Annotated in this window: 18 protein-coding genes; 10 read left to right on the top strand and 8 right to left on the bottom strand. The window is 56.9% G+C overall.

Going from position 1 to position 19,963, the window contains the following annotated elements; genetic code table 11:
• Positions 1-53: 53 nt before the first annotated feature.
• From M8006_RS08425 to M8006_RS08400, 6 genes are all read right to left on the bottom strand, one after another.
• Positions 54-719 carry a fumarylacetoacetate hydrolase family protein gene (locus M8006_RS08425; RefSeq protein ID WP_250081131.1) on the bottom strand — a complete coding sequence of 222 codons (666 nt, stop codon included), beginning with the start codon at positions 717-719 and terminating at the stop codon, positions 54-56.
• Between the two features lie 107 nt (positions 720-826).
• Positions 827-1,804: an ectoine hydroxylase gene (gene thpD / locus M8006_RS08420; RefSeq protein ID WP_250081129.1), complete on the bottom strand. Its 978-nt coding sequence runs from the start codon at positions 1,802-1,804 to the stop codon at positions 827-829.
• A gap of 112 nt (positions 1,805-1,916) precedes the next feature.
• Positions 1,917-2,234, bottom strand: coding sequence for a hypothetical protein (locus M8006_RS08415; protein ID WP_250081127.1), 318 nt, complete (start codon positions 2,232-2,234; stop codon positions 1,917-1,919).
• Between the two features lie 69 nt (positions 2,235-2,303).
• Entirely contained in the window at positions 2,304-3,344 is a 1,041-nt protein-coding gene (locus tag M8006_RS08410) for a histone deacetylase family protein (protein WP_250081126.1), read from the bottom strand.
• Positions 3,322-3,642, bottom strand: a complete 321-nt coding sequence (locus M8006_RS08405; RefSeq protein ID WP_250081124.1) for a GIY-YIG nuclease family protein — start codon at positions 3,640-3,642, stop codon at positions 3,322-3,324. The genes M8006_RS08410 and M8006_RS08405 overlap by 23 nt, the downstream gene beginning before the upstream one ends.
• A gap of 2 nt (positions 3,643-3,644) precedes the next feature.
• Positions 3,645-7,661: an EAL domain-containing protein gene (locus tag M8006_RS08400; protein ID WP_250081123.1), complete on the bottom strand. Its 4,017-nt coding sequence runs from the start codon at positions 7,659-7,661 to the stop codon at positions 3,645-3,647.
• A 199-nt stretch (positions 7,662-7,860) separates the two neighbouring features.
• Between M8006_RS08400 and M8006_RS08395 the strand changes: the two genes are divergently transcribed.
• Positions 7,861-8,172, top strand: a complete 312-nt coding sequence (locus M8006_RS08395; RefSeq protein WP_250081121.1) for a hypothetical protein — start codon at positions 7,861-7,863, stop codon at positions 8,170-8,172.
• Positions 8,173-8,275: 103 nt separating this feature from the next.
• Here the strand turns inward: M8006_RS08395 and argE are convergent, their stop codons facing one another.
• Positions 8,276-9,454, bottom strand: coding sequence for an acetylornithine deacetylase (gene argE, locus M8006_RS08390; protein WP_250081159.1), 1,179 nt, complete (start codon positions 9,452-9,454; stop codon positions 8,276-8,278).
• Between the two features lie 198 nt (positions 9,455-9,652).
• Here argE and ugpB point away from each other — a divergent pair, with 198 nt between their 5' ends.
• The 5 genes from ugpB to M8006_RS08365 all read left to right on the top strand — a co-directional run bounded on the left by ugpB (position 9,653) and on the right by M8006_RS08365 (position 15,420).
• Positions 9,653-10,978 (top strand): sn-glycerol-3-phosphate ABC transporter substrate-binding protein UgpB, encoded by a 1,326-nt coding sequence (gene ugpB, locus M8006_RS08385; RefSeq protein WP_250081119.1) that lies wholly within the window; start codon positions 9,653-9,655, stop codon positions 10,976-10,978.
• 66 nt (positions 10,979-11,044) lie between these two features.
• The gene (gene ugpA / locus M8006_RS08380) at positions 11,045-11,929 is read left to right on the top strand and encodes a sn-glycerol-3-phosphate ABC transporter permease UgpA (RefSeq protein WP_250081117.1); all 885 of its coding nucleotides are present in this window, start codon (positions 11,045-11,047) and stop codon (positions 11,927-11,929) included.
• Between the two features lie 79 nt (positions 11,930-12,008).
• Positions 12,009-12,851, top strand: a complete 843-nt coding sequence (ugpE, locus tag M8006_RS08375; RefSeq protein WP_250081115.1) for a sn-glycerol-3-phosphate ABC transporter permease UgpE — start codon at positions 12,009-12,011, stop codon at positions 12,849-12,851.
• Between the two features lies 1 nt (position 12,852).
• Positions 12,853-13,917: a sn-glycerol-3-phosphate import ATP-binding protein UgpC gene (locus tag M8006_RS08370; RefSeq protein WP_250081113.1), complete on the top strand. Its 1,065-nt coding sequence runs from the start codon at positions 12,853-12,855 to the stop codon at positions 13,915-13,917.
• Positions 13,918-14,043: 126 nt separating this feature from the next.
• Positions 14,044-15,420 carry a CHAD domain-containing protein gene (locus tag M8006_RS08365; protein WP_250081111.1) on the top strand — a complete coding sequence of 459 codons (1,377 nt, stop codon included), beginning with the start codon at positions 14,044-14,046 and terminating at the stop codon, positions 15,418-15,420.
• A 16-nt stretch (positions 15,421-15,436) separates the two neighbouring features.
• Here the strand turns inward: M8006_RS08365 and M8006_RS08360 are convergent, their stop codons facing one another.
• A complete protein-coding gene (locus M8006_RS08360) occupies positions 15,437-16,102 on the bottom strand; it encodes an SDR family oxidoreductase (protein WP_250081109.1) in 666 nt (221 codons plus the stop codon).
• Positions 16,103-16,327: 225 nt separating this feature from the next.
• Between M8006_RS08360 and phnD the strand changes: the two genes are divergently transcribed.
• From phnD to phnE (M8006_RS08340), 4 genes are all read left to right on the top strand, one after another.
• Complete coding sequence (phnD, locus tag M8006_RS08355; protein ID WP_250081106.1) at positions 16,328-17,284, top strand: phosphate/phosphite/phosphonate ABC transporter substrate-binding protein; 957 nt, start codon at positions 16,328-16,330, stop codon at positions 17,282-17,284.
• A 70-nt stretch (positions 17,285-17,354) separates the two neighbouring features.
• Positions 17,355-18,209, top strand: a complete 855-nt coding sequence (phnC, locus tag M8006_RS08350; protein ID WP_250081104.1) for a phosphonate ABC transporter ATP-binding protein — start codon at positions 17,355-17,357, stop codon at positions 18,207-18,209.
• Positions 18,210-18,214: 5 nt separating this feature from the next.
• Positions 18,215-19,033: a phosphonate ABC transporter, permease protein PhnE gene (gene phnE, locus M8006_RS08345; RefSeq protein ID WP_250081158.1), complete on the top strand. Its 819-nt coding sequence runs from the start codon at positions 18,215-18,217 to the stop codon at positions 19,031-19,033.
• A gap of 21 nt (positions 19,034-19,054) precedes the next feature.
• Entirely contained in the window at positions 19,055-19,870 is an 816-nt protein-coding gene (phnE, locus tag M8006_RS08340) for a phosphonate ABC transporter, permease protein PhnE (RefSeq protein WP_250081103.1), read from the top strand.
• The last annotated feature ends 93 nt before the right edge of the window (positions 19,871-19,963 follow it).

Here is a 19,963-nt window from a genome sequence, read left to right as displayed (position 1 = left end):
TCTCGAATAGCGGGTCTGGATCGCAGCCTCGAATATTGGCTTTTACATTCGCCTTAATCAACCACGCTGCTTGTGACTTCCAGCCCGCCGGTGAGCGTCATCTTGAGCGCCGCGCCACGGGGTAGCTCGCCGACGCCGACCGGAGTGCCGGTTAAGATCACGTCACCGGGTTCGAGCGTAAAGTGGCGACTCATTTCCGCCACCAACGTCGGTACCGGGAAAATCATATCCGCCCCCTCCCCGCGTTGGCGCTCTTCACCGTTAATGTCCAGTGTGAACGCTAGCGCGTTCCAGTTAGGTACGCGGGTGAGCGGCAAAAATGCGGATAACGGGCAGGCGCCATCGAAGCCTTTGGCAACCTCCCACGGGTGCCCCTTCTCTTTCAGCTGGGTTTGCACATCGCGCAGGGTCAAATCCATGGCAAGGCCAATGCCGACGATAGCGCGCTCGGCTTCGTCTTGGGTGGCGTCGGTCAGCGTCTTTCCTACCAGCAGCGCCAATTCGATCTCATAGTGGACCTCCCCGCGAGAAAACGGCGGATTTAGCGGCTGGCTAAGGTCCACCGCGCTAGTGGCCGGCTTGATAAACAAAAGCGGCTCGGTGGGCACAGGGTTGTCCAGCTCTTTGGCATGGTCGGCGTAGTTGCGGCCGATGCAGACGATTTTGCCCAGCGGCTGGGGAAACGCCTGGCCATCGGTAAAGTGTGGAACAAAGCGCATGGCGGGTAGTCTCCTTCTCCGGATGGGTGCCGACGTGTCACGACAAACACAATAGTCTACCCCACCATGGCAACAGTGCTACCCCCTGTTTTCGGCTGAGCGCTCGTTTATTTGGGCGTCCACTGCTCGCCGGGCTGATGCGCCAAAAAGCCGGGACGGCGCTTGGGGGCCGCAAATGGCGCTTGGCAGCGGTTATCCGGACGATTATAGACAAAAAACACATTGCTGCGCGGGTCCGGTGAAAGGTTGGCGTTAGACGCATGCAACACGTTGCAATCAAACAGTAAAAGCCCCCCGGCCTTGCCTTTCGGTGCCTCGATACCGTGCTCGTTGACCAGCTCGGTTAGCGCTTGGGGGCCAGGCACACCCACCTGCTGAGCTTTTAGCGAGCGTTTGTGGTTATCCGTCGGGGTTTCGCCCAAGCAAGGCACGAATGCCTTGTGCGAGCCGGGGATCAGCATCAGCGGACCGTTAAACTCGTGGTTGTCGGTCAGAATCAGCGAGGCGCTGACCGCGTGCATACGCGGCATACCGTCTTCGGCGTGCCATGTCTCAAAATCGGAGTGCCAGTTGAACCCTTTACCGGCAAAGCCTGGCTTATAGTTGATACGCGACTGATGGATATAAGGGTCGGCGCCGATAATTTGCCGGGCGGCCCCTGCTAATCGCGCGTCTTTCGCTAGTTCACCAAGGCGCTGAGAAAGAAAATGCACGGCAAACAGCGAGCGAATTTCCTGACTTTCCGGCTCGGTGACGCTGAAATCGCGCCCACGAAAATCGTCGTGCTCCAGCAGCGCCTTCATCTCTTGGCGCAGCTCATCGAGCTCTTCACCGCTCATCAGGTTGGGAATGAACAGAAAACCCTGACGCTCAAACTCGTCGAGTTGCGCTTGAGAGAGCGGCCCATCAAGTTCGCGACCCTTGACCACGGCATCTTGGCGTGGCTGCCAGAGTGCATCCGGCGCTGAGCGCAGACGTGATGGGTAGATATCCTGCACCGACGCACGCTGCGCTGAGGGCAGATCGGTGATTTCGCTGTACCGTTTCTGGGTGGTCGTACGAAAAGGAATGTTTCTGAATGCCATCTAATCAACTCCTTGTAAAACGAAAAGGCATGATTAAACGTCAATCAATGTGACTTCGAACGGTTATAACTGCGAGCACTAGGGTAGACGAAAAACCCCATACTGCAACGTATCAGCCAGCGTGATGGCGGAGCAACCAGTCCGTCGGCGTGTCGCTTTTGCTCAGGCGTGCGCCGGTCAGCTGATACCACTCATCTTCGGTCAGATAGAGCTGGCACCAGCGGCCAAGGGCGGCGGCGGTGGCGTCCGCGCTTTGCTGGTTGCTGCGGTAGCGGCTTGCCATATCCAGAAGATCTTGTCGGGCGGTACGCGCACGCGCAAAGCCGCCATGCACACTCGAAAGCGGGCAGCGTCGATCATAGGCTGCGTTGATTAACGCGTCCAGCCAGTACCCCAGCTCACGCGCCTGTATGCCGCCATAAACTGCCACCTGTCTCTCCCTAAAGTGATAAGGGGGCCAGCCTGCCCGAATTTAGCGCAAAAGTCATCTGCTGCAATGCTAGCCAAGGTTCTCGCTGTCAAAACCGCGCAGTACGTTTACTACGTTGACGCCGATATCTTCAACCGCATAGCCGCCTTCCATCAAGAACGTCGTGGGTCGTTTTAGCTGCGCAAGGCGCTCGCCGAGCGTCACAAAATCCTCACTTTTGAAGGTGAAAGCGCTAATCGGATCGCCCTCGAAAATATCCACCCCTAGCGACACCACTAAAAGCTCGGGGTCAAACGCTTGGAGTCGCGCCATCGCTTGATCAAGCGTTGCCAGCCACGTGGGCACATCGGTACCCGGCGGCAGTGGATAATTTACGGTAAAACCAGTGCCAGGGCCGTCGCCTATCTCATCAGCATAGCCCGCGTAATACGGAAACGTCACGGACGGATCGCCGTGAATCGACGCAAACAGGACGTCTTCACGGTCATAAAAAATCTGTTGGGTGCCGTTACCGTGGTGGAAATCAACATCCAGAATCGCTACGCGCGTTTTGCCAGCGTCTCGCGCGTACTGCGCAGCAATGGCCGCGTTGTTGAAAAAGCAGTAGCCGCCGAACTGATCCCGCGCCGCGTGATGACCCGGCGGGCGGCAGAGGCCAAAGCTCGGCTCGCCGCTTGAAAGCGTATGCGAGACAGCGGCCAGCGCCACGTCTTTGCTCGCCATGGCGGCGTCAAACGTGCCTTGCGTGATCGAGGTTTCTGCCGCTAGCGCATAGTAGCCCAGCTGCCCGCTAACCGCCTCAGGGATGCGATCACTGCGCAGCGTACGAGCAGGCCAGATATTGGCCATCGCTTCGCCCGCGTGACCCGCTGCTTGCCAGCGCTGCCAGCAGCTTTCGAGAAAATCCACATAGCCCTTATCGTGGATGGCAAGCACCGGTGCCAGCCCGTAAGCGCGCGGCGCGCGAATCTCTCCTAGTTGCGCTTGCTTAAGGTGGGCAAGAATCAACGCCACCCGCTCGGGGCTTTCAAACGGCGAGACCAGCGCCCCATCGTGAAGCTCGGTTTTCGCCTCTCGCAAGCTTGTCTTATCGCTGTGAAACGTCAGCATGACCGTCTTTTATCACCTCACAATCGAGAAAATCGGGGTAGCGCCATTCGGCGGCCCAGTGGCGTTTTTGCTCCGGGCGTTTTTGTTTCAGCGCATATTCAGCGCGGCTCGCCGCGGCGCGGTCGGCAAACGGCTGCGCACCGAGTAACGCTTGGGGTGGATTGGCGCGGGTATAACGCGCGCCTTTGCCCTCGCAGTGGGCACGATAACGCTTGGCGAGATCGTTGGTAATGCCCACATATGTGCCGCGCTGGCACTGCAATAAATACAGGTACCACGTTTGCTTTGCTCCTGTCACGGTCACGGAACCTGTATGTCTGGCGTGATTGGCGCGTGCTTCAAGTCCTGCAAAAAGCGTTTTAGCTTGTCCAGCGGCATGGGTTTGGCCAAGCCAAAGCCTTGAAACGTATCGCATTGATAATCCAGCAAACGCACATGCTGCGGCGGCGTTTCGATGCCTTCGGCCACGACGTTTAACCCCAGGTGGTGCGCCATGGAAATAATCCCTTGCACGATCGCCGCGTCATCCTCGCTATGGGGCAATTCTTTGATAAAGCTACGGTCGATTTTCACCGTGCTAATGGGTAAGTTTTTCAGGTAGCTGAGGCTAGAAAAACCGGTGCCAAAATCATCAATCGCCACGGGGATATGCATACTACGTAGCGCGTGCAGTGTATCAATGGCGGCCTCGGTGTTATCCAGCAAAATGCCTTCGGTCAACTCAAGCTCTAACTGCTCAGCGGGTAAGCCGGTGGCATCCAAGGTCGCGCGCAACGTGGCCAAGAAGCTCGTGCGGTGAAACTGCAGCGGCGATACATTGACCGCGATTTTCACCGCGCCATAGCCTTGATCAGAAAGCGCTTGCATATCGCGACAGGCTCGCATCAGCACCCACTCGCTAATGGGCATAATCTGCCCCGTCGCTTCCGCCAGCGGAATAAAGCGCGCCGGGGAAATAAAGCCCTTTTCTGGATGCGGCCAGCGCAACAGCGCTTCCACTCCGGAGAGCCTACCGTCGCGGTTGATCAGCGGCTGGTAGTAGAGTTCAAAAGCGTCGTGGTCGATCGCTTCTTGCAGGTCATTGCGCAGCACCATGCGCTCGCTAACGCTATCAGTGAGTGTATGATTGAACCAATGGTACGCGTTACGCCCCTGCTGCTTGGCTTGATACATCGCCATATCGGCCTGCTGAATCAACGCTTGCGGATGTAGCGTGCCGGGCTGACTCATGGCAATGCCAATGCTCGCGGTGAGATAAAGCTCCTGACCATCAACGCTGTACGGCTGTGCCAGTGACGGCAACATACGTTCGACAACGCCCATGACATCGGTGTCATCGCCAATACGGGTCTGTAGGATAACAAACTCATCGCCGCCTAGTCTCGCCACGGTATCTTGTGGCCGCACCGCCGAAAGAAGGCGCTGAGCCACTTCGACCAACAACAGATCACCGACCGCGTGGCCTAAATTATCGTTAATCGGCTTGAAATCATCCAGATCCACGAACAGCACAACAACCTGTTTTCCGCGACGCTGAGAAGCAGTGAACTCGGCCAGCAAGCGCTCTTCGAACAACGAACGGTTGGGCAGGTGCGTCAGGGCGTCGTGAGAGGCTTGATAGGCCAAGCGTGCTTCAAACGCTTTATGCTCGGTAATATCATGCTGCACCCCGACAAAGTGGGTAACGTGCCCCGCATCATCGCGCACCGGCGCAATGTACAAATCGTTCCAGAAAAGCGTGCCATCTTTACGGTAATTACACAGCGTGACGTGAATATCGCGTTGGGCTTTTACGTGTGTTTGGATACGCGATACAACCTTGGGGTCGCTTTCTTCTCCCTGTAGAAACCGGCAGTTACGGCCAATAATCTCGTCTTGGGTGTAGCCGGTCATGTGGCTGAAAGCACTGTTGGCATAAATAATCGGCTGGTCTGGCTGCATGGCATCGGCAATGACAATACCGTTGACGCTTGCCTCCACACTTCGTTCTAGCGTGCGTAGCCGCGTTTGCTGACGTCGACTCGCCGTCACGTCTTGGCCAATACCATAAATCCCCTCGATCTCACCATTGACGATGATCGGCGTATTGATCATGGCAATCACATGGGCTTGGCCGTCGCGGTCATGCAACATTAACTCGTGACGTTCAATATGCCCTTGCTTGGCATCATTAAAGATAAGCATCAGCCGCTCGATATCATCGGGCTGAATAAAATCGACAAAAGAGCGACCCAGCATATCGTCGGGGGTATAGCCGGTAATGGCGCCGCAGGTCGCATTGGCACTGACAAAGCGCCCGTCTAAATCGAGTGAAAACACCGCATCGGGGTTATGCACGACCAACGAACGGTAGCGCTGCTCGCTCTCCTGTAACGAGCGTCGCACCTGTGCCCGCTCGACGACCAACGCCACCAGTCCGGCAGCTTTCTCGATGAGCACTTGGTGAGTCTTATCCGGTTCGGCAACGCTTAAGTAATAGATGGCAAACGTGCCCAAAAGCTGGCCATTGCTGCCAAGCACCGGGGACGACCAGCAGGCGCTTAGGCCATTTTTCAACGCGATATTTTGATAGCCTTGCCAGCGATCGTCGTTCGCAATATCGGCACAAACGACAAGCTCTTGGAGAAAGGCGGCGCTGCCACACGCCCCAGAGTCGATGCCGATATGAATGGACGTCATCGCCTTGCGATAAGAAGCCGGTAAACGTGCGCCCGCGGCCAAGTGCAAGTGGGTTTTCTCAGCGTCAGCGAGCATGACCGAGCAGATAGCCCCCGGCAGCTGCCGCTCCAACATCTGACAAATCGTCTCCAAAATACTCTCCAGCGGGGCATCTTGGGCAATCATACGTTGCGTGCGCTGTTGATCCTCAAGCATCTGGCGTGCTTCGGCCAGTTCCCGGCTGCGCGCTGAGGTCAAGCTCACCGCCCCAAGGCTGAACGCCAATAGCCAACTTAGTGTCAATCCGCCAAAGGTGATCCCCATCGGTACAAAAGTGGCCGCTTGCCAGTTATGGTGGCTCCCAGGGTATGCCTCTAGCGCTAAATTGTTGCCTCCCGGCAACGCCACCGTTTGAGACGCCAGCGGATAGTAGAGGGCACTGTCGGTGTCGTTTGCCATGTCAGACGAGGGTAGAAAAAATAGGCTTTCATCTTGGCGGATAACACCGACATGGAAAGGCCCCAGCTCCAAGCTCAGCTCGCTCTGCAGCAAGGTCTCAAGGTCGAATACCGTGACCAATTGTTGGTTGTGGTCGGGTAAATGGATCAGCAGTAACGCAGCGGCCGGGCGGTTTGCATCCGGCAGTAACAGCTGCGGCTGCTCAAACGGCACATTCAACCATGCCTTGATCGCATCACGGCTTAACTGCGCTTCCAGCCAGCGCGTTTGCGCAGGCGAGCGCTCAAACGTCCACTCTTGTTGCTGGGTGGTGGCACTCAATAACGTCATGACTTCAATGCTGGGCGTATCGCGCAGGTAGTTGTGTGCATCTTGTGCCATGACGACTGGGTCAAATTGCGTTTCGGCAGCCTCCAGCCGCGCGGCCATTCGCTCCATTAAGCGCGATTTGGCTTCCACTACCTGCTCAACGTTGAGCTGAATATTGTCCAGCAAATAGCTCGCTCGCTGCTGCGTATTGGCATGCTGTTGCTGGCTGAGCACCAGCCACGCCAAACTGCTCAGCGCCACGCCGCCCACACACGCTGCCATTGTCAGTGAGCCAAGATTAAGCGCTTTTTCGCTTTCACGTTGGCTTGCGAGCAGCATTGCCATCCCCAGCAAAAAAGCGAAGAAGACAACGACAAACGGTGACGACGTCGCCAACATATCCACGCGCAATGCAGCTTGCAGCCAAAGGCTTGATAAAACACTCAATGCCAGTAAGCCGAATATCCATAGCAAAACACCGGAAAGCCGCCATAGCCGTTGGTGCCAACGTGTGGTTAACCCTAAGAGCAAACTCACCGCTGCGGGCAACATGGCTAAGGTCGAGAGCGATGCCATACGCCGCCCTTGGGTAATCCACGATGAGGTGACCCCCCCGGCCACCACGTTGTGCACTAAGGTATACAACAGCAGCAAAAGGAGCATGGACATGACGCCACAACGCACCCAGCGCCACCCCTGCATTGAGGCCAAAAGCCCTGCGCCAAAGAGCATCGCGCTAAGCGCCGCATCAGGAACGAGCACATTGGCGACCAGCGCGTAATGGCGCTCCCAAAGATTCAACGTCAACCCAGCAGCCCCTAAGCACAGCAATGACACTGCCGCTAACAGGAGTAAGCTTTCTTGTGCTAAATCGCGCATTTTAATCGGCATTACCGCCCCCCAATTACCGTCGTGCCCAAACGCTGGGGCGACAATCGTCTAGGCTAATCGATCCTCCCCGTTGGCGTCTCGTATGATTTGTTTAGCTTAGGTGCCAATTTCGGTACACTATCAATGCAGCATGTTTTTTCTCACGGAGTACGCATCACGATCGATCATTCTTTCCAAAACAAATAGCAGAGGTTCTCCCATGAAGGTCTACAAACCGCAATGGCAGTGCACGTTTAGCGTAAACGAAGCCGCAGAAGAATCATCAAGCTGGAAAGAGCGAATCGCGTGGCGGCTAAGAGATATTGCCGACCGGCTAGAAGGCGGCGGCAGAACGTTGAAAATCAACTATGACGTTTCCCCGATTGTTAGCCGTGATGAAGTGGATACTTGCTTGGGAAAAGGGTTTGAATTGACTCAGCGGTTGCTCACGCAGCTGGCCCATCAGCAAGCCTGTGAAGATGTTATGCGCCATGCGAAAGCCGAACTGTATGAAGAGCACCAATCGTCGTAGCACGCTCCCCTTCGACGTTTCATTAAAGCTGTACCGCTAGACGCCCCACTCGCTTATGCGCGTGGGGTTTTTGTTTGTCTACTGCTTACCTCTTTACTTACCTCTACGATTCCCGCGCGTCAAACGGCTGTTCCAACGCCTTGCCCATCCGTGACATAAAGGCCTCGCACGCCTCAAGCTCGTTTTTATCGATATACTCATCCGGTTGATGCGCCTGGGCAATACAGCCTGGCCCCAGAATGATCGTCTGCAACCCCTGCCCCTGAAACTGCCCGGCCTCGGTCGCATAGGCCACCGCGTGGTCACAGCATCCTGCTGGCAAATGATCTTTCGCCAAGCGTAGGACTCGGTCATTATCACGATCCGCCAGTCCCGGCACTGTCACGTTAAGCGCCTCGGTCGTGATCTCAACGTGCTTGCCTCTGGCCTTAAGTTCAGCGCTTAGCTGGGCACAAAACGCTTCAAAACGCGTATATATCTCGTCGAACGTATCGGTCGGCAGGTGGCGAATCTCCCACTCAAACTGGCACTCCCGCGCCATGATATTGATCGCCGTGCCGCCTTTGATTTTGCCGACGTGCAGGCTGGTATGGGGCACGTTGAAGGCCTCATCGACACGGCCCTCTTCTACCAACGCCGCCATGGTGTCCTCGATGAAGGTCACCAGCCGTGCTGCTACATGAATTGCCGAGGTGCCCTGGTTGACCTGGCTGCTGTGGGCCTCGCGCCCGGTGACGGTGGTGCGTAGGTTCGTCGCGCCCTTTTGCGCCACGGCCGGCTGCATGCTGGTCGGCTCGCCGACAATCACATGCGCGGTGGTCGAGTAATGCTCGTAGAATCGCCGAATCAGATCCGGCGCGCCCACACAGCCGACTTCTTCATCGTAGGAAAACCCCAGATAAACAGGTTGCTTGAGTGGCGCGTTCACCCACTCGGGCACTTTGGCCAGGGCGCAGGCCAGAAAACCTTTCATGTCGCAGGTACCGCGCCCGTATAACCGACCATCGCCGCCATTGCGCAGGGTGAAAGGGTCGCTCGACCAGGGCTGACCCGCCACCGGGACCACATCCGTATGCCCGGAAAGCATGACGCCACCCAGCGCATCGGGGCCGATACGGGCAATCAAATTGGCTTTATGGCCACACGGGCTCATCACCCGCTCGGCTTCCACACCATGGGAAGCTAAATAGTCTTCCACATAGCGGACCAGCGCCAGGTTGGATTCGCTCGAGGTGGTATCAAACGCCACCAGCCTTGCTAACAGTCGCTCCGCGTCGCTCATCATGCCCTTCCTGTCATTGGCTATCTTGCTTGCCAGCCTATCACCCCGCCCCCGGGTCGCCTACATCGGCAAGTTGTCATGGGTAGTTCATCTGGCGTTCACCTAAACGTCATCTACACTTTTTACAGTCTATGCATCCAACAACCTTAACAAACGCATGGTTCTGCCTGATGCATTTCAGGCCCACAAGGAGCTTTTATGTCTCGTTTTGCACTGCACGCGCTTGCCGTTGGGGTAGCGACTGCCAGCCTCAGTTTCTCTGCTCATGCCACTACCGAAGTAGACTGGTGGCATGCCATGGGCGGCGAGTTGGGTAATATCCTCGAAGGCATCACCGCCGATTTTAACCAATCGCAGGATGACTATCGGGTCACGCCCAGCTACCGCGGTACCTATACCGAAACCATGACCGGTGCGATCGCTGCCTTCCGTGCCAATGAGCAGCCGCACATCCTGCAGGTCTTTGAAGTCGGCACCGGCACCATGATGAACGCCGAAGGCGCCATTTATCCCGTGCATGAGCTGATGGAAGCTCACGGCCGTGCTTTTGATAACAATGACTTTCTGCCCGCCGTCGTCGGTTACTACACCGACACCAACGGCGACATGCTGTCGTTCCCGTTCAACTCCTCCACCCCGATCATGTACTACAACCGCGACATGTTCGAGGAAGCCGGCCTGGACCCCGAACAGCCCCCCAAGACATGGGAAGAAGTGGTGGAGTTCTCTCGCCAACTGGTTGATTCCGATGCGGCAAGCTGCGGTTTTACCACCTCCTGGCCAAGCTGGGTAATGCTGGAAAACTTCTCCGCCATGCATAATTCGCCGTTAGGCACGCTGGAAAATGGCTTTGGCGGGATGGAAACCGAGCTCAATTTCAACAACGAGCTGGTTGCTCGCCACTGGGATAACCTCCACGACTGGCAGGAAGAAGACATCTTCCGCTGGGCTGGCCCCGGCACCGGCCCTGACTCTGAACCGATGTTCTATTCCCAGGACTGCGCGATTTTCTTTGGCTCTTCTGCTTCACGTGCGGACGTCGCCGCCAATTCAGAATTTGACGTCGGCTTAGGCATGCAGCCCTACTACGACGACGTAGAAGGCGCACCGCAGAACTCGATTATCGGTGGCGCTACGCTGTGGGCGCTGCAAGGGCATAGCGAAGAAGAGTACGCAGCCGTTGCGGCATTCTTTGAGTATCTCTCCCAGCCCGAGGTACAAGCGCAGTGGCATCAGCAAACCGGCTATTTGCCCATCACTCAAGCCGCTTGGGATCTGAGTAAAGAGCAGGGCTACTACGAAGAGAATCCCGGTGCGGATATCTCGCTTGAGCAGATGACGCTTAACGAGCCAACCGAAAACTCCAAAGGCCTACGCTTTGGTAACTTCGTGCAGATCCGCGACATCATCTCCGAAGAAATGGAAGCCGTGATGACCGGTGAAAAATCAGGCCAGGAAGCGACGGACGATGCAGTGGAACGCGGCAATGACCTGTTGCGCGATTTCCAATCCGCTAATCAGTAACTAACTACTCACTTCGCCGCCTGCCCTTTGGGGTAGGCGGCGCTGTCGCTTATATGTGAGTTGCCCATGCAAACCAAACGCATGACCTTTCCAGGGCGCTGGCTGCCTTTCGCGCTGCTGGCGCCTCAGGTGATCATCACCCTGATCTTTTTTATCTGGCCAGCCGGTCAGGCGCTGTATCAATCGCTGTTGCGCGAAGACGCCTTTGGGCTGCGCTCGACGTTTGTGGGGCTCGAAAATTTTGCCCGCCTATTTCGCGACGGCAGCTATGTAAACTCGCTGTCGGTGACCGTGGTATTCGCCGTAGGCACCACGCTGTTGTCGATGTCGGTGGCCCTGCTCTTGGCGAGCACCGTCAATCGTATGATTCGCTCCCGCAGTACCTATACCACTCTATTGGTGTGGCCTTACGCCATTGCGCCAGCGCTTGCCGGCGTATTGTGGTGGTTTATCTTCAACCCCTCCATCGGCATTGTGCCTTACATGCTGGAAATGGTGGGTTACCAGTGGAACCACCGCAACTCAGGCAGCGATGCCATGCTGCTGGTGATTTTAGCCGCCGCCTGGAAACAGATCTCCTACAACTTTCTGTTTTTTTTGGCAGGCATGCAGTCCATTCCGCAATCACTGATTGAAGCCGCCTCCATTGACGGCGCCAGCCCCATCAAACGCTTCTGGACGATTATTTTCCCACTGCTCACGCCCACCACCTTTTTCTTGATGGTCGTTAACGTGGTCTATGCCATGTTCGACACCTTTGGGATTATCCACGCCACCACCGAAGGCGGGCCGGCACAGGCTACCAACATCTTGGTTTATAAGGTGTATGCGGATGGCTTCATAGGGCTGAACCTGGGTTCTTCCGCCGCTCAGTCGGTGATTCTGATGGTCATCGTGGTCGCGCTGACCGTGATCCAGTTCCGCTTTATCGAGCGGCGCGTTAACTATTGATAAGCACGTTTCTACGTCCTCGTTGCCCGGCCTTGAGTGACCGTCCTTTCTGGAGAGAGTCTTTTGGAGATAGTACAAGATGGTTGAAAACCGACCCTGGGCCAATGTCTTTGCCCATACTGTGTTGATCATCGGCGTGGCGCTGGTGGTTTTCCCCGTGTATATCGCCATTGTGGCGTCGACCCAGGCACCTTATGAGCTACTGCGCGGTACCCTACCGTTGCTGCCCGGCAGCTATGGGATCGAAAACTATACCCAAATGTGGCAATCCGGTGTGTCGTCGTCTAATTCTCCCCCCGCCGCGCTGATGCTGTGGAACAGCTTTGTGATGGCCATGGCGATCACCGTGGGCAAGCTGTTTATTTCGCTGCTGTCCGCCTTTGCCATCGTCTACTTCCGCTTTCGTTTTCGAATATTCTTTTTCTGGCTGATTTTCGTCACGCTGATGCTGCCGGTGGAAGTCCGCATTATTCCCACGTTTCAGGTGGTCGCTAACCTCAACATGCTCAATAGCTTTGCCGGGCTGTCAATCCCGTTGATTGCCTCAGCCACCGCGACGTTTTTGTTTCGCCAGTTCTTTATGACCATTCCCGAAGAGATGCTCGAAGCCGCGCGGGTCGACGGCGCGGGGCCCATGAAGTTCTTCAAGGACATCCTGATGCCGCTTTCGGTGACTAATATCGCCGCCCTGTTCGTGATCATGTTTATCTACGGCTGGAACCAGTATTTGTGGCCACTGCTGATCACCACCGACCCCGACTACACCACCATCGTGATGGGTATCCAGCGCATGACCTCGGAAGAGAATCCCCAGTGGCACCTGGTGATGGCCGCGGTGGTCATGGCCGCGCTGCCGCCGGTATTAGTGATTTTGTTTATGCAACGCCTGTTTGTGAAAGGCCTGACCGAGACGGAGAAATAACATGGCCAGCATTACCCTGGAGGGAATAACGAAAACCTATACCGGCGATGTTCAGGCGGTCAAAGGCGTTAACCTGCAGATCGAAGACGGCGAGTTCGTAGTGCTCGTGGGGCCTTCCGGCTGCGGTAAATCGACCCTTTTGCGCATGGTGGCCGGGCTTGAAACCATCACCGACGGCACGCTCAACATCGGCGAACGGGTCGTGAACAAGCTCGAACCCGCCGAGCGGGATATCGCCATGGTGTTCCAGAACTACGCGCTCTACCCGCATATGACGGTGTACAACAACCTCGCTTATGGCCTGAAAAACCGCGGTTTCAAAAAAGGCGAGATTGATCAGCGCGTTCACGTCGCCGCCAAGATGCTCGAGATTGAAGAGTTTCTGGAGCGCAAGCCGCGCAAGCTTTCCGGCGGCCAGCGCCAGCGGGTGGCCATGGGCCGCGCCCTGGTACGTGACCCGGCGGCATTCTTATTCGACGAGCCGCTTTCCAACCTGGACGCCAAACTGCGCGTGCAGATGCGCGTGGAGATCAAGCAGCTCCAGCGGCGTTTGAAAACCACCAGCCTGTATGTGACCCACGACCAGTTGGAAGCCATGACCCTGGGTGACCGTTTAGTGGTGCTGAACGCCGGGCAGATCGAGCAGGTGGGCACGCCGATGGAGATCTACGCCCGCCCCGCGACCATGTTTGTCGCGGGGTTTATCGGCTCCCCCGCCATGAACATGCTGCCCGTGGATTACCTTCACACACAGGGCGCCAACGGCCTGCTGGACAACCTACCCGACGGCACCGACATCGTCGGCATTCGCCCGGATGATATGCACTTAACGCCGCCCACAGCGCCTCACTTAACCGTCGACTCAACGCTTGCGCTGTTTGAAGCCGCCGGGGCCGAAAGCCATCTGTATGTAAACCTCGCCGATAGCGACCAGCCCACGGTCATCCGCGTCTCGGGGCAACCCCCGGTCGCCGAAGGCGAAACCCTACAGTTCTACGTGACCCGCGATGCGCTACATCCTTTTAATAGCGCCACAGGACAGCGTACGCCATCACCAGGGGAGTGACTCCCCGCGTTATCCTGGCTTAATGGGTTAAATTTAACAAAACCCTACCACTCACCTTCGCTTACGCCGACTACGCTATAGAGGTCACCGAGAAATCTATGCCATCACGCAACAAGGAGTGCTGCTGTGAAACACCTATTTCTGCTTCGTCATGCCAAATCGAGCTGGGAAGACCCGACGCTTGCCGACGACGAGCGCCCACTCAGCGCGCACGGTAAAACGCAAGCGGCCGCCATCGCCGCCGGTTTGCAACACCGCAGCGTTTTTGCTGGCACGGTATACGCAAGCCCCGCGGTGCGCGCGCAGCAGACCCTCGCCGAGTTGAGCCATGCACTGCCGGGGTTGGCGCTAAAAAGTCGCGCCCATAGCGAGCCTGCACTTTACAACTTTGACGCCAACGCGATTATTCGCTGGCTCGTTCACGAAAAGCCCAGCGCCGAGCGCATTACGCTTGTCGGCCATAACCCGGCACTGAAGCAATTGGCGCAACAGTTAGCGCCCAAGGCCGCCGCCAAGCTTCCCACGCTGGGCATGCTGCACCTAGCACTGCCGATTGATCGTTGGGAAGACGTGGAAAAGCTAAAAACAGGCGCCGAACTCATCGATAGCCTAACGCCCATTGATGCAAGCTACGCGCTTTTCAAACACAACATACCGCCCCAGCCGACGCTAAAAAAGACGTTAAAAAGCAAAAAACTGCCCAAGCGCCTGCCAACCATGCTGCAGCATCGTTACGGCCTGGTGCGTGAGCTGGAGCCTGGCGTGATCGTGGGCGAGGATGCTGAGTTTCTGCACCAGTACCGCGTTAACCTGCGCCGCAGCCGCGCCGTGGCGGAAGCCGTGCGCGCCATCATCAAAATGCCCAAGCTAAAAAAGGCGCTGACGCGTATTAAAAAACATGCCCAAGCCACGAGCGAGCTGCGCGACTTGGATGTTTTTTTGTTAGATATCAGCGATACCCCCGACCTGCCGCATCTTGGCGCACCGCTGCGCCAGTGGCTGCGCGATGCCGCGCGTCAACGCCACCAGGCGCTGTGTGAAACGCTGGCAAGCGATGCCTACCAAGACGATATGCAGCGCTGGCAAACGCTGATCGCGAGCAAAGCCTTCGCCCGCGCGCTCAATACGCTCAAGCCCAAACAGATCGCGCGGGTATTGGAGGCGCGCATTGCGCACCACGACGAGCAGCTAGCCGAACTAAGCACAGACTCACCCAGTGAGGCACTGCACGAGCTGCGCAAAAGCGTCAAACGCATTCGCTATCTTGCCGAGCTAATGCCCGAGCAGCACAGCGACGTCCTCAAACGCTTAAAACCGCGCCAAAAATTGCTGGGCGATTTTCAAGACCGCACCGTACAGCTTGCCTGGCTTGACGCCTTTGAACATGAACACCCACTACACGATGCCGCCAAGGCAGAGCTTCACGCTTGGCGGCAAACCTTAATGGGGCGTCAGCAGCATCGGCGTGAGCAGGTTTGTCAGCTCGCGCCGCTCGCACCGTAAAAAAAGAGAGAGAAGGCTACCAAGGCAGCGGCTCGCCGTTGCTGTGCCAGAAGCCGCCGGTCGTATCGAGGGTAAGCGCCTCAATACGCGCCGCGATACCCGCAGCGGCTTCTTGAGGGCTGATCTTGCCGCCAAAATTCACCATCCGCGTTTGCACAAAGCCGGGGTGCAACTGCGCCACGGCAATGCCTTTGGGTTTGAGATCCATCGCCAGCGATTTGCCAAAGGCGTTAAGCGCGGCTTTTGAAGCACGGTAGCCGTAGCGTCCACCCGAATCGTTATCGGCAATCGAGCCCATGCGGCTGGTAACGTTGGCGATCTTGCTGCCTTCCGCCAAGTTTGGCAACAGCGCCTCGCACACCCGTAGCGGCGCGTAGGCGTTGATCTCCATCTGATCGCGGATGGTGTCGAAATCGATCTCACCGAGTGACTCATCGCGCAACAGACCGGCGTTATTGATCAGCACGCCAAGCGTTTCGCCTTCAAGCGCCTGCGCTAGACGCGTCACGCCGTCTGGTTGCGTCACGTCAATATCCTCAATCATGCGCTCAGCCACCGCCTTCAGCGCATCCGAGCCCTGTCGACACACCCCAATAACGCGCCAGCCAGCGTGATGATAGCGCTCGGCTAATGCCAAGCCCACGCCGCGGTTCGCCCCGGTGATCAGTACCGTGTTGGTCATTTTTTCCCTCATTGATAGGTCATTTGCACGCCCCAGGGTAGAGGGACAAACCGCGTTTGCCCAGCGCCGAAAAAGGTGAAGATACAGACGTATTATGAAAGGCATAAGGCATCGTGTAACCACACGTTCACCGATTCGTCACAGGACTGTCGTCGCCGTGTCATCTAAGCAGGCCAAGGTATTGATGGTGAATCGCTTTGCCCACCTGCTTTGGAGCACGTTGATATGCTGTTAAAACGCACCCTGTTGAATAGCGCTATCGTTGGCCTGTTTGCCACCGCAAGCGTTGCCGCCAACGCTGATTTATCGTCGCGCTACAGCGATACCGACGGCGATATGGTGGCCGATATTCCCGCCGACACCGCACAGCAGGTCGATCCGAACACGCTCATTTTTGCTTACACACCGGTAGAAGACCCCGCCGTTTACGCCGATGTATGGGCCGATTTCCTCGACCACTTAAGCGAAGCGACCGGTAAACGCGTGCAGTTTTTCCCGGTGCAATCCAACGCTGCCCAGTTAGAAGCACTGCGTGCCGGGCGCCTGCACATCGCCGGTTTTAACACCGGTAGCGTACCGGTGGCGGTTAACTGTGGCGGTATGCGTCCTTTTACCATCATGGCGAGTGAAGACGGAAGCTTCGGCTACGAGATGGAGATCATTACGTACCCCAGCAGCGGTATCCGCTCGGTAGACGACATCCAAGGACGTGAGTTGGCCTTTACCTCCCCGACGTCTAACTCCGGCTTCCGTGCGCCCTCGGCGCTTTTACGCTCGGAGTACGGCATGGAAGCCGACGAAAACTTCGACACCGCTTACTCCGGCTCGCACGATAACTCGATCTTAGGCGTGGTTAACGAGGACTACGAAGCAGCTGCCGTGGCTAACTCGGTGCTTAACCGCATGCTTGCCCGCGAGGTGATCGCCGAAGACGATTACACCACGATCTACACCTCAGAAACGTTCCCCACCACCGCTTACGGCACGGCGCATAACTTAACCCCTGAGCTTCAGGAGACGATTCAAGATGCCTTCTTTAGCTACGACTGGGAAGGTACCGCGCTGAAGGAAGAGTTCAGCAATTCAGGTGAAGCGCAATTTATTCCAATCACCTATGAAAAGCATTGGAACGTGATCCGCACTATCGCTGATGCCAACGGCGTGACATACGACTGCGATTAAGTGTCACTGACGCATTTTATCGGCCAGAAGGGCTTCTTTCTGGCCGGTTTGCTATGTAACGAGGTACAACATGCTAACCCTAAGTGGCGTCGGTAAGCGTTACCCTACCGGGGATCGCGCGCTTAACGAGATTGAAGTAACCCTACCCAAAGGCCAGGTAATGGCCCTGATTGGCCCATCGGGTGCGGGCAAAAGCACCCTGATTCGCTGCGTCAACCGCCTGGTAGAACCCACCGAAGGCAACATTCGGTTAGACGATGTGGAGCTGACCTCGCTATCCGGGCATAAGCTACGCCAAGCACGGCGTTCCATGGGGATGATCTTTCAGGAATACGCACTGGTCGACCGCCTCAGCGTGATGGAAAACGTGCTCTCCGGGCGGCTTGGCTATGTTGGGTTCTGGCGTAGCTTTTTACGCCGCTATCCGCAGACCGCGGTGGCGGAAGCCTTTCGCTTGCTCGAACGCGTTGGCTTGGCGCACGCCATTGATAAACGCGCCGATGCGCTTTCCGGCGGGCAGCGCCAGCGGGTGGGTATCGCCCGGGCGCTGCTGCAAAGTCCGAAGCTGCTTCTCGTTGATGAGCCAACAGCCAGCCTTGACCCTAAAACCTCGCGGCAGATCATGCGCCTGATCCGTGAGCTCTGCGCTGAACGCGACCTAGGGGCCATCATCAATATTCACGATGTCGCGCTGGCAAAGCAGTTTGCTGATCGCATCGTCGGCTTACGCGCCGGTGAAATCGTGTTTGACGGCCAGCCAAGCGAATTAACCGCCGATATCTTAACCACCATTTATGGCGAAGAAGAATGGGACACCACGCCTGAGCCGCTTGAATCAGACGAGCAAAACGCTACGCGCCCGGCATCAAAACGCACCCAGGCATCGAATGTGGTAACGCATATGGCAACGGGAGGCGCGTCGTGAGCACGATGTCATCTAAACAGCGCCAGCATTTAGCACAGCAAGGAACGTGGCGCCGCCTGCCGCTGATCGCAAGCCCCGGGCTACGTTGGGGGCTTGTGTTAGCGCTTGCGGTGTATCTTGTTTTAGCGTTTGCCTCGGTAGAGGTGAACTGGGCACGGGTGGCGGAAGGCGCAAGCCGCGGAATGAACTTCTTATCTGCCTTTATGCAGCCGGATTTTGTCAGCCGTTGGGACGACATTCTCGCTGGGCTTTTGGAAAGTTTGACCATGACGGTCACCTCTACGGTGCTGGGGATCGCGCTGGCGGTGCCAGTAGGGCTGGGCGCAGCACGCAATATTGCCCCCTTACCGATTTACGTTATCTGCCGCAGCATCATCGCCGTCTCGCGGACGTTTCAAGAGGTCATCATCGCCATTTTATTTGTGGTGATGTTCGGCTTCGGACCGTTTGCGGGCATGATTACCCTGGCGTTCGCCACGATTGGCTTTATGGCCAAGCTACTCGCTGAAGATATCGAAGATTTGGACTGGCGCCAGGTCGAAGCGGTTCGGGCGACCGGCGCTGGGTGGTGGCAAACGCTAAACCATGCGGTGCAGCCGCAGGTCATGCCACGTTTGATTGGGCTTTCCATGTACCGGCTGGATATCAATTTCCGCGAATCGGCAGTAATCGGCATCGTCGGTGCTGGTGGCATCGGCGCCACGCTCAACACTTCCATCAGCCGCTACGAATACGACACCTCGGCGGCCATTTTGTTGATGATCATCGCCATTGTGCTGCTCTCGGAATACAGCTCAAGTCATGTCCGCCGCTGGACGCAGTAGCCGCCGACGCTAGGAGTTTTTATGCCAGTTTCAACCGCTCAACATGGGCAACCCCAGTGGCGCCTGCGCACCACGCGCGCCCAGTGGCTTCAGTACCTTGCCTGGCTAGCAGGCGTGAGCCTTTTTCTGCTCTGCTGGAAACTCATTTCCGATAACACCATGTGGGTGTTTGTGGAAGACGCAGGGCGCCAAGGCGCCGACCTGATCAGCCGCATGACCCCGCCCGAGTGGAGCTATGCTTCTCAGCTGTGGAAGCCCATGTGGGATACCCTCAACATCGCCACGCTCGGCACGGCATTGGGCATTATGCTAGCGTTTCCGGTGGCATTTCTCGCCGCCCGCAATACGTCGCCACACCCGCTTGTGCGCAGCGCCGCTTTAGTGATCATCGTTTCATCACGTTCCATCAACTCGCTGATTTGGGCCATGTTATTGGTGACAATTCTCGGCCCCGGCGTACTGGCGGGGATTATTGCCATCGCCCTGCGCTCGATTGGTTTTGTCGGCAAGCTGTTGTACGAGGCGATTGAGGAGATCCACCCCACACCGGTCGAAGCCATCAGCGCCACCGGTGCCAGCCGCCTGCAGGTAATGAGCTACGGCGTACTGCCGCAGGTGATGCCCGCGTTTGCCGGCATCAGCGTTTACCGCTGGGATATCAATATTCGTGAATCGACGGTCTTGGGCCTGGTCGGCGCGGGTGGCATTGGCTTGCAGCTTAACGCCTCCATCAACACCCTAGCGTGGGATCACGTCAGCGTGATTTTCCTCATGATTTTCGCCACAGTGCTGGTTTCTGAATGGGTATCCGCCAAAGTGCGCCACGCGATTATCTGAACCGCGCCCATGGTCATCACTTCTTCACGCACCTGTCGCGGCACTGTCATCGCCGCCCGCCACACTGACCCCATCGTAAACCGAAGGGTGGCG

Source organism: Halomonas llamarensis, from assembly GCF_023555005.1.
Classification (GTDB): domain Bacteria; phylum Pseudomonadota; class Gammaproteobacteria; order Pseudomonadales; family Halomonadaceae; genus Vreelandella; species Vreelandella llamarensis.
This window is presented reverse-complemented; position numbering and strand designations above follow the sequence as displayed.

Coding starts and splice junctions, on each gene's coding strand:
- phnD (WP_250081106.1), top strand. CDS start 16,328: ATGCTGTTAAAACGCACCCTGTTGAATAGCGCTATCGTTGGCCTGTTT.
- thpD (WP_250081129.1), bottom strand. CDS start 1,804: ATGGCATTCAGAAACATTCCTTTTCGTACGACCACCCAGAAACGGTAC.
- M8006_RS08395 (WP_250081121.1), top strand. CDS start 7,861: ATGAAGGTCTACAAACCGCAATGGCAGTGCACGTTTAGCGTAAACGAA.
- argE (WP_250081159.1), bottom strand. CDS start 9,454: ATGAGCGACGCGGAGCGACTGTTAGCAAGGCTGGTGGCGTTTGATACC.
- M8006_RS08370 (WP_250081113.1), top strand. CDS start 12,853: ATGGCCAGCATTACCCTGGAGGGAATAACGAAAACCTATACCGGCGAT.
- phnE (WP_250081158.1), top strand. CDS start 18,215: ATGTCATCTAAACAGCGCCAGCATTTAGCACAGCAAGGAACGTGGCGC.
- M8006_RS08410 (WP_250081126.1), bottom strand. CDS start 3,344: ATGCTGACGTTTCACAGCGATAAGACAAGCTTGCGAGAGGCGAAAACC.
- ugpA (WP_250081117.1), top strand. CDS start 11,045: ATGCAAACCAAACGCATGACCTTTCCAGGGCGCTGGCTGCCTTTCGCG.
- M8006_RS08425 (WP_250081131.1), bottom strand. CDS start 719: ATGCGCTTTGTTCCACACTTTACCGATGGCCAGGCGTTTCCCCAGCCG.
- ugpE (WP_250081115.1), top strand. CDS start 12,009: ATGGTTGAAAACCGACCCTGGGCCAATGTCTTTGCCCATACTGTGTTG.
- M8006_RS08400 (WP_250081123.1), bottom strand. CDS start 7,661: ATGCCGATTAAAATGCGCGATTTAGCACAAGAAAGCTTACTCCTGTTA.
- M8006_RS08360 (WP_250081109.1), bottom strand. CDS start 16,102: ATGACCAACACGGTACTGATCACCGGGGCGAACCGCGGCGTGGGCTTG.
- phnC (WP_250081104.1), top strand. CDS start 17,355: ATGCTAACCCTAAGTGGCGTCGGTAAGCGTTACCCTACCGGGGATCGC.
- ugpB (WP_250081119.1), top strand. CDS start 9,653: ATGTCTCGTTTTGCACTGCACGCGCTTGCCGTTGGGGTAGCGACTGCC.
- phnE (WP_250081103.1), top strand. CDS start 19,055: ATGCCAGTTTCAACCGCTCAACATGGGCAACCCCAGTGGCGCCTGCGC.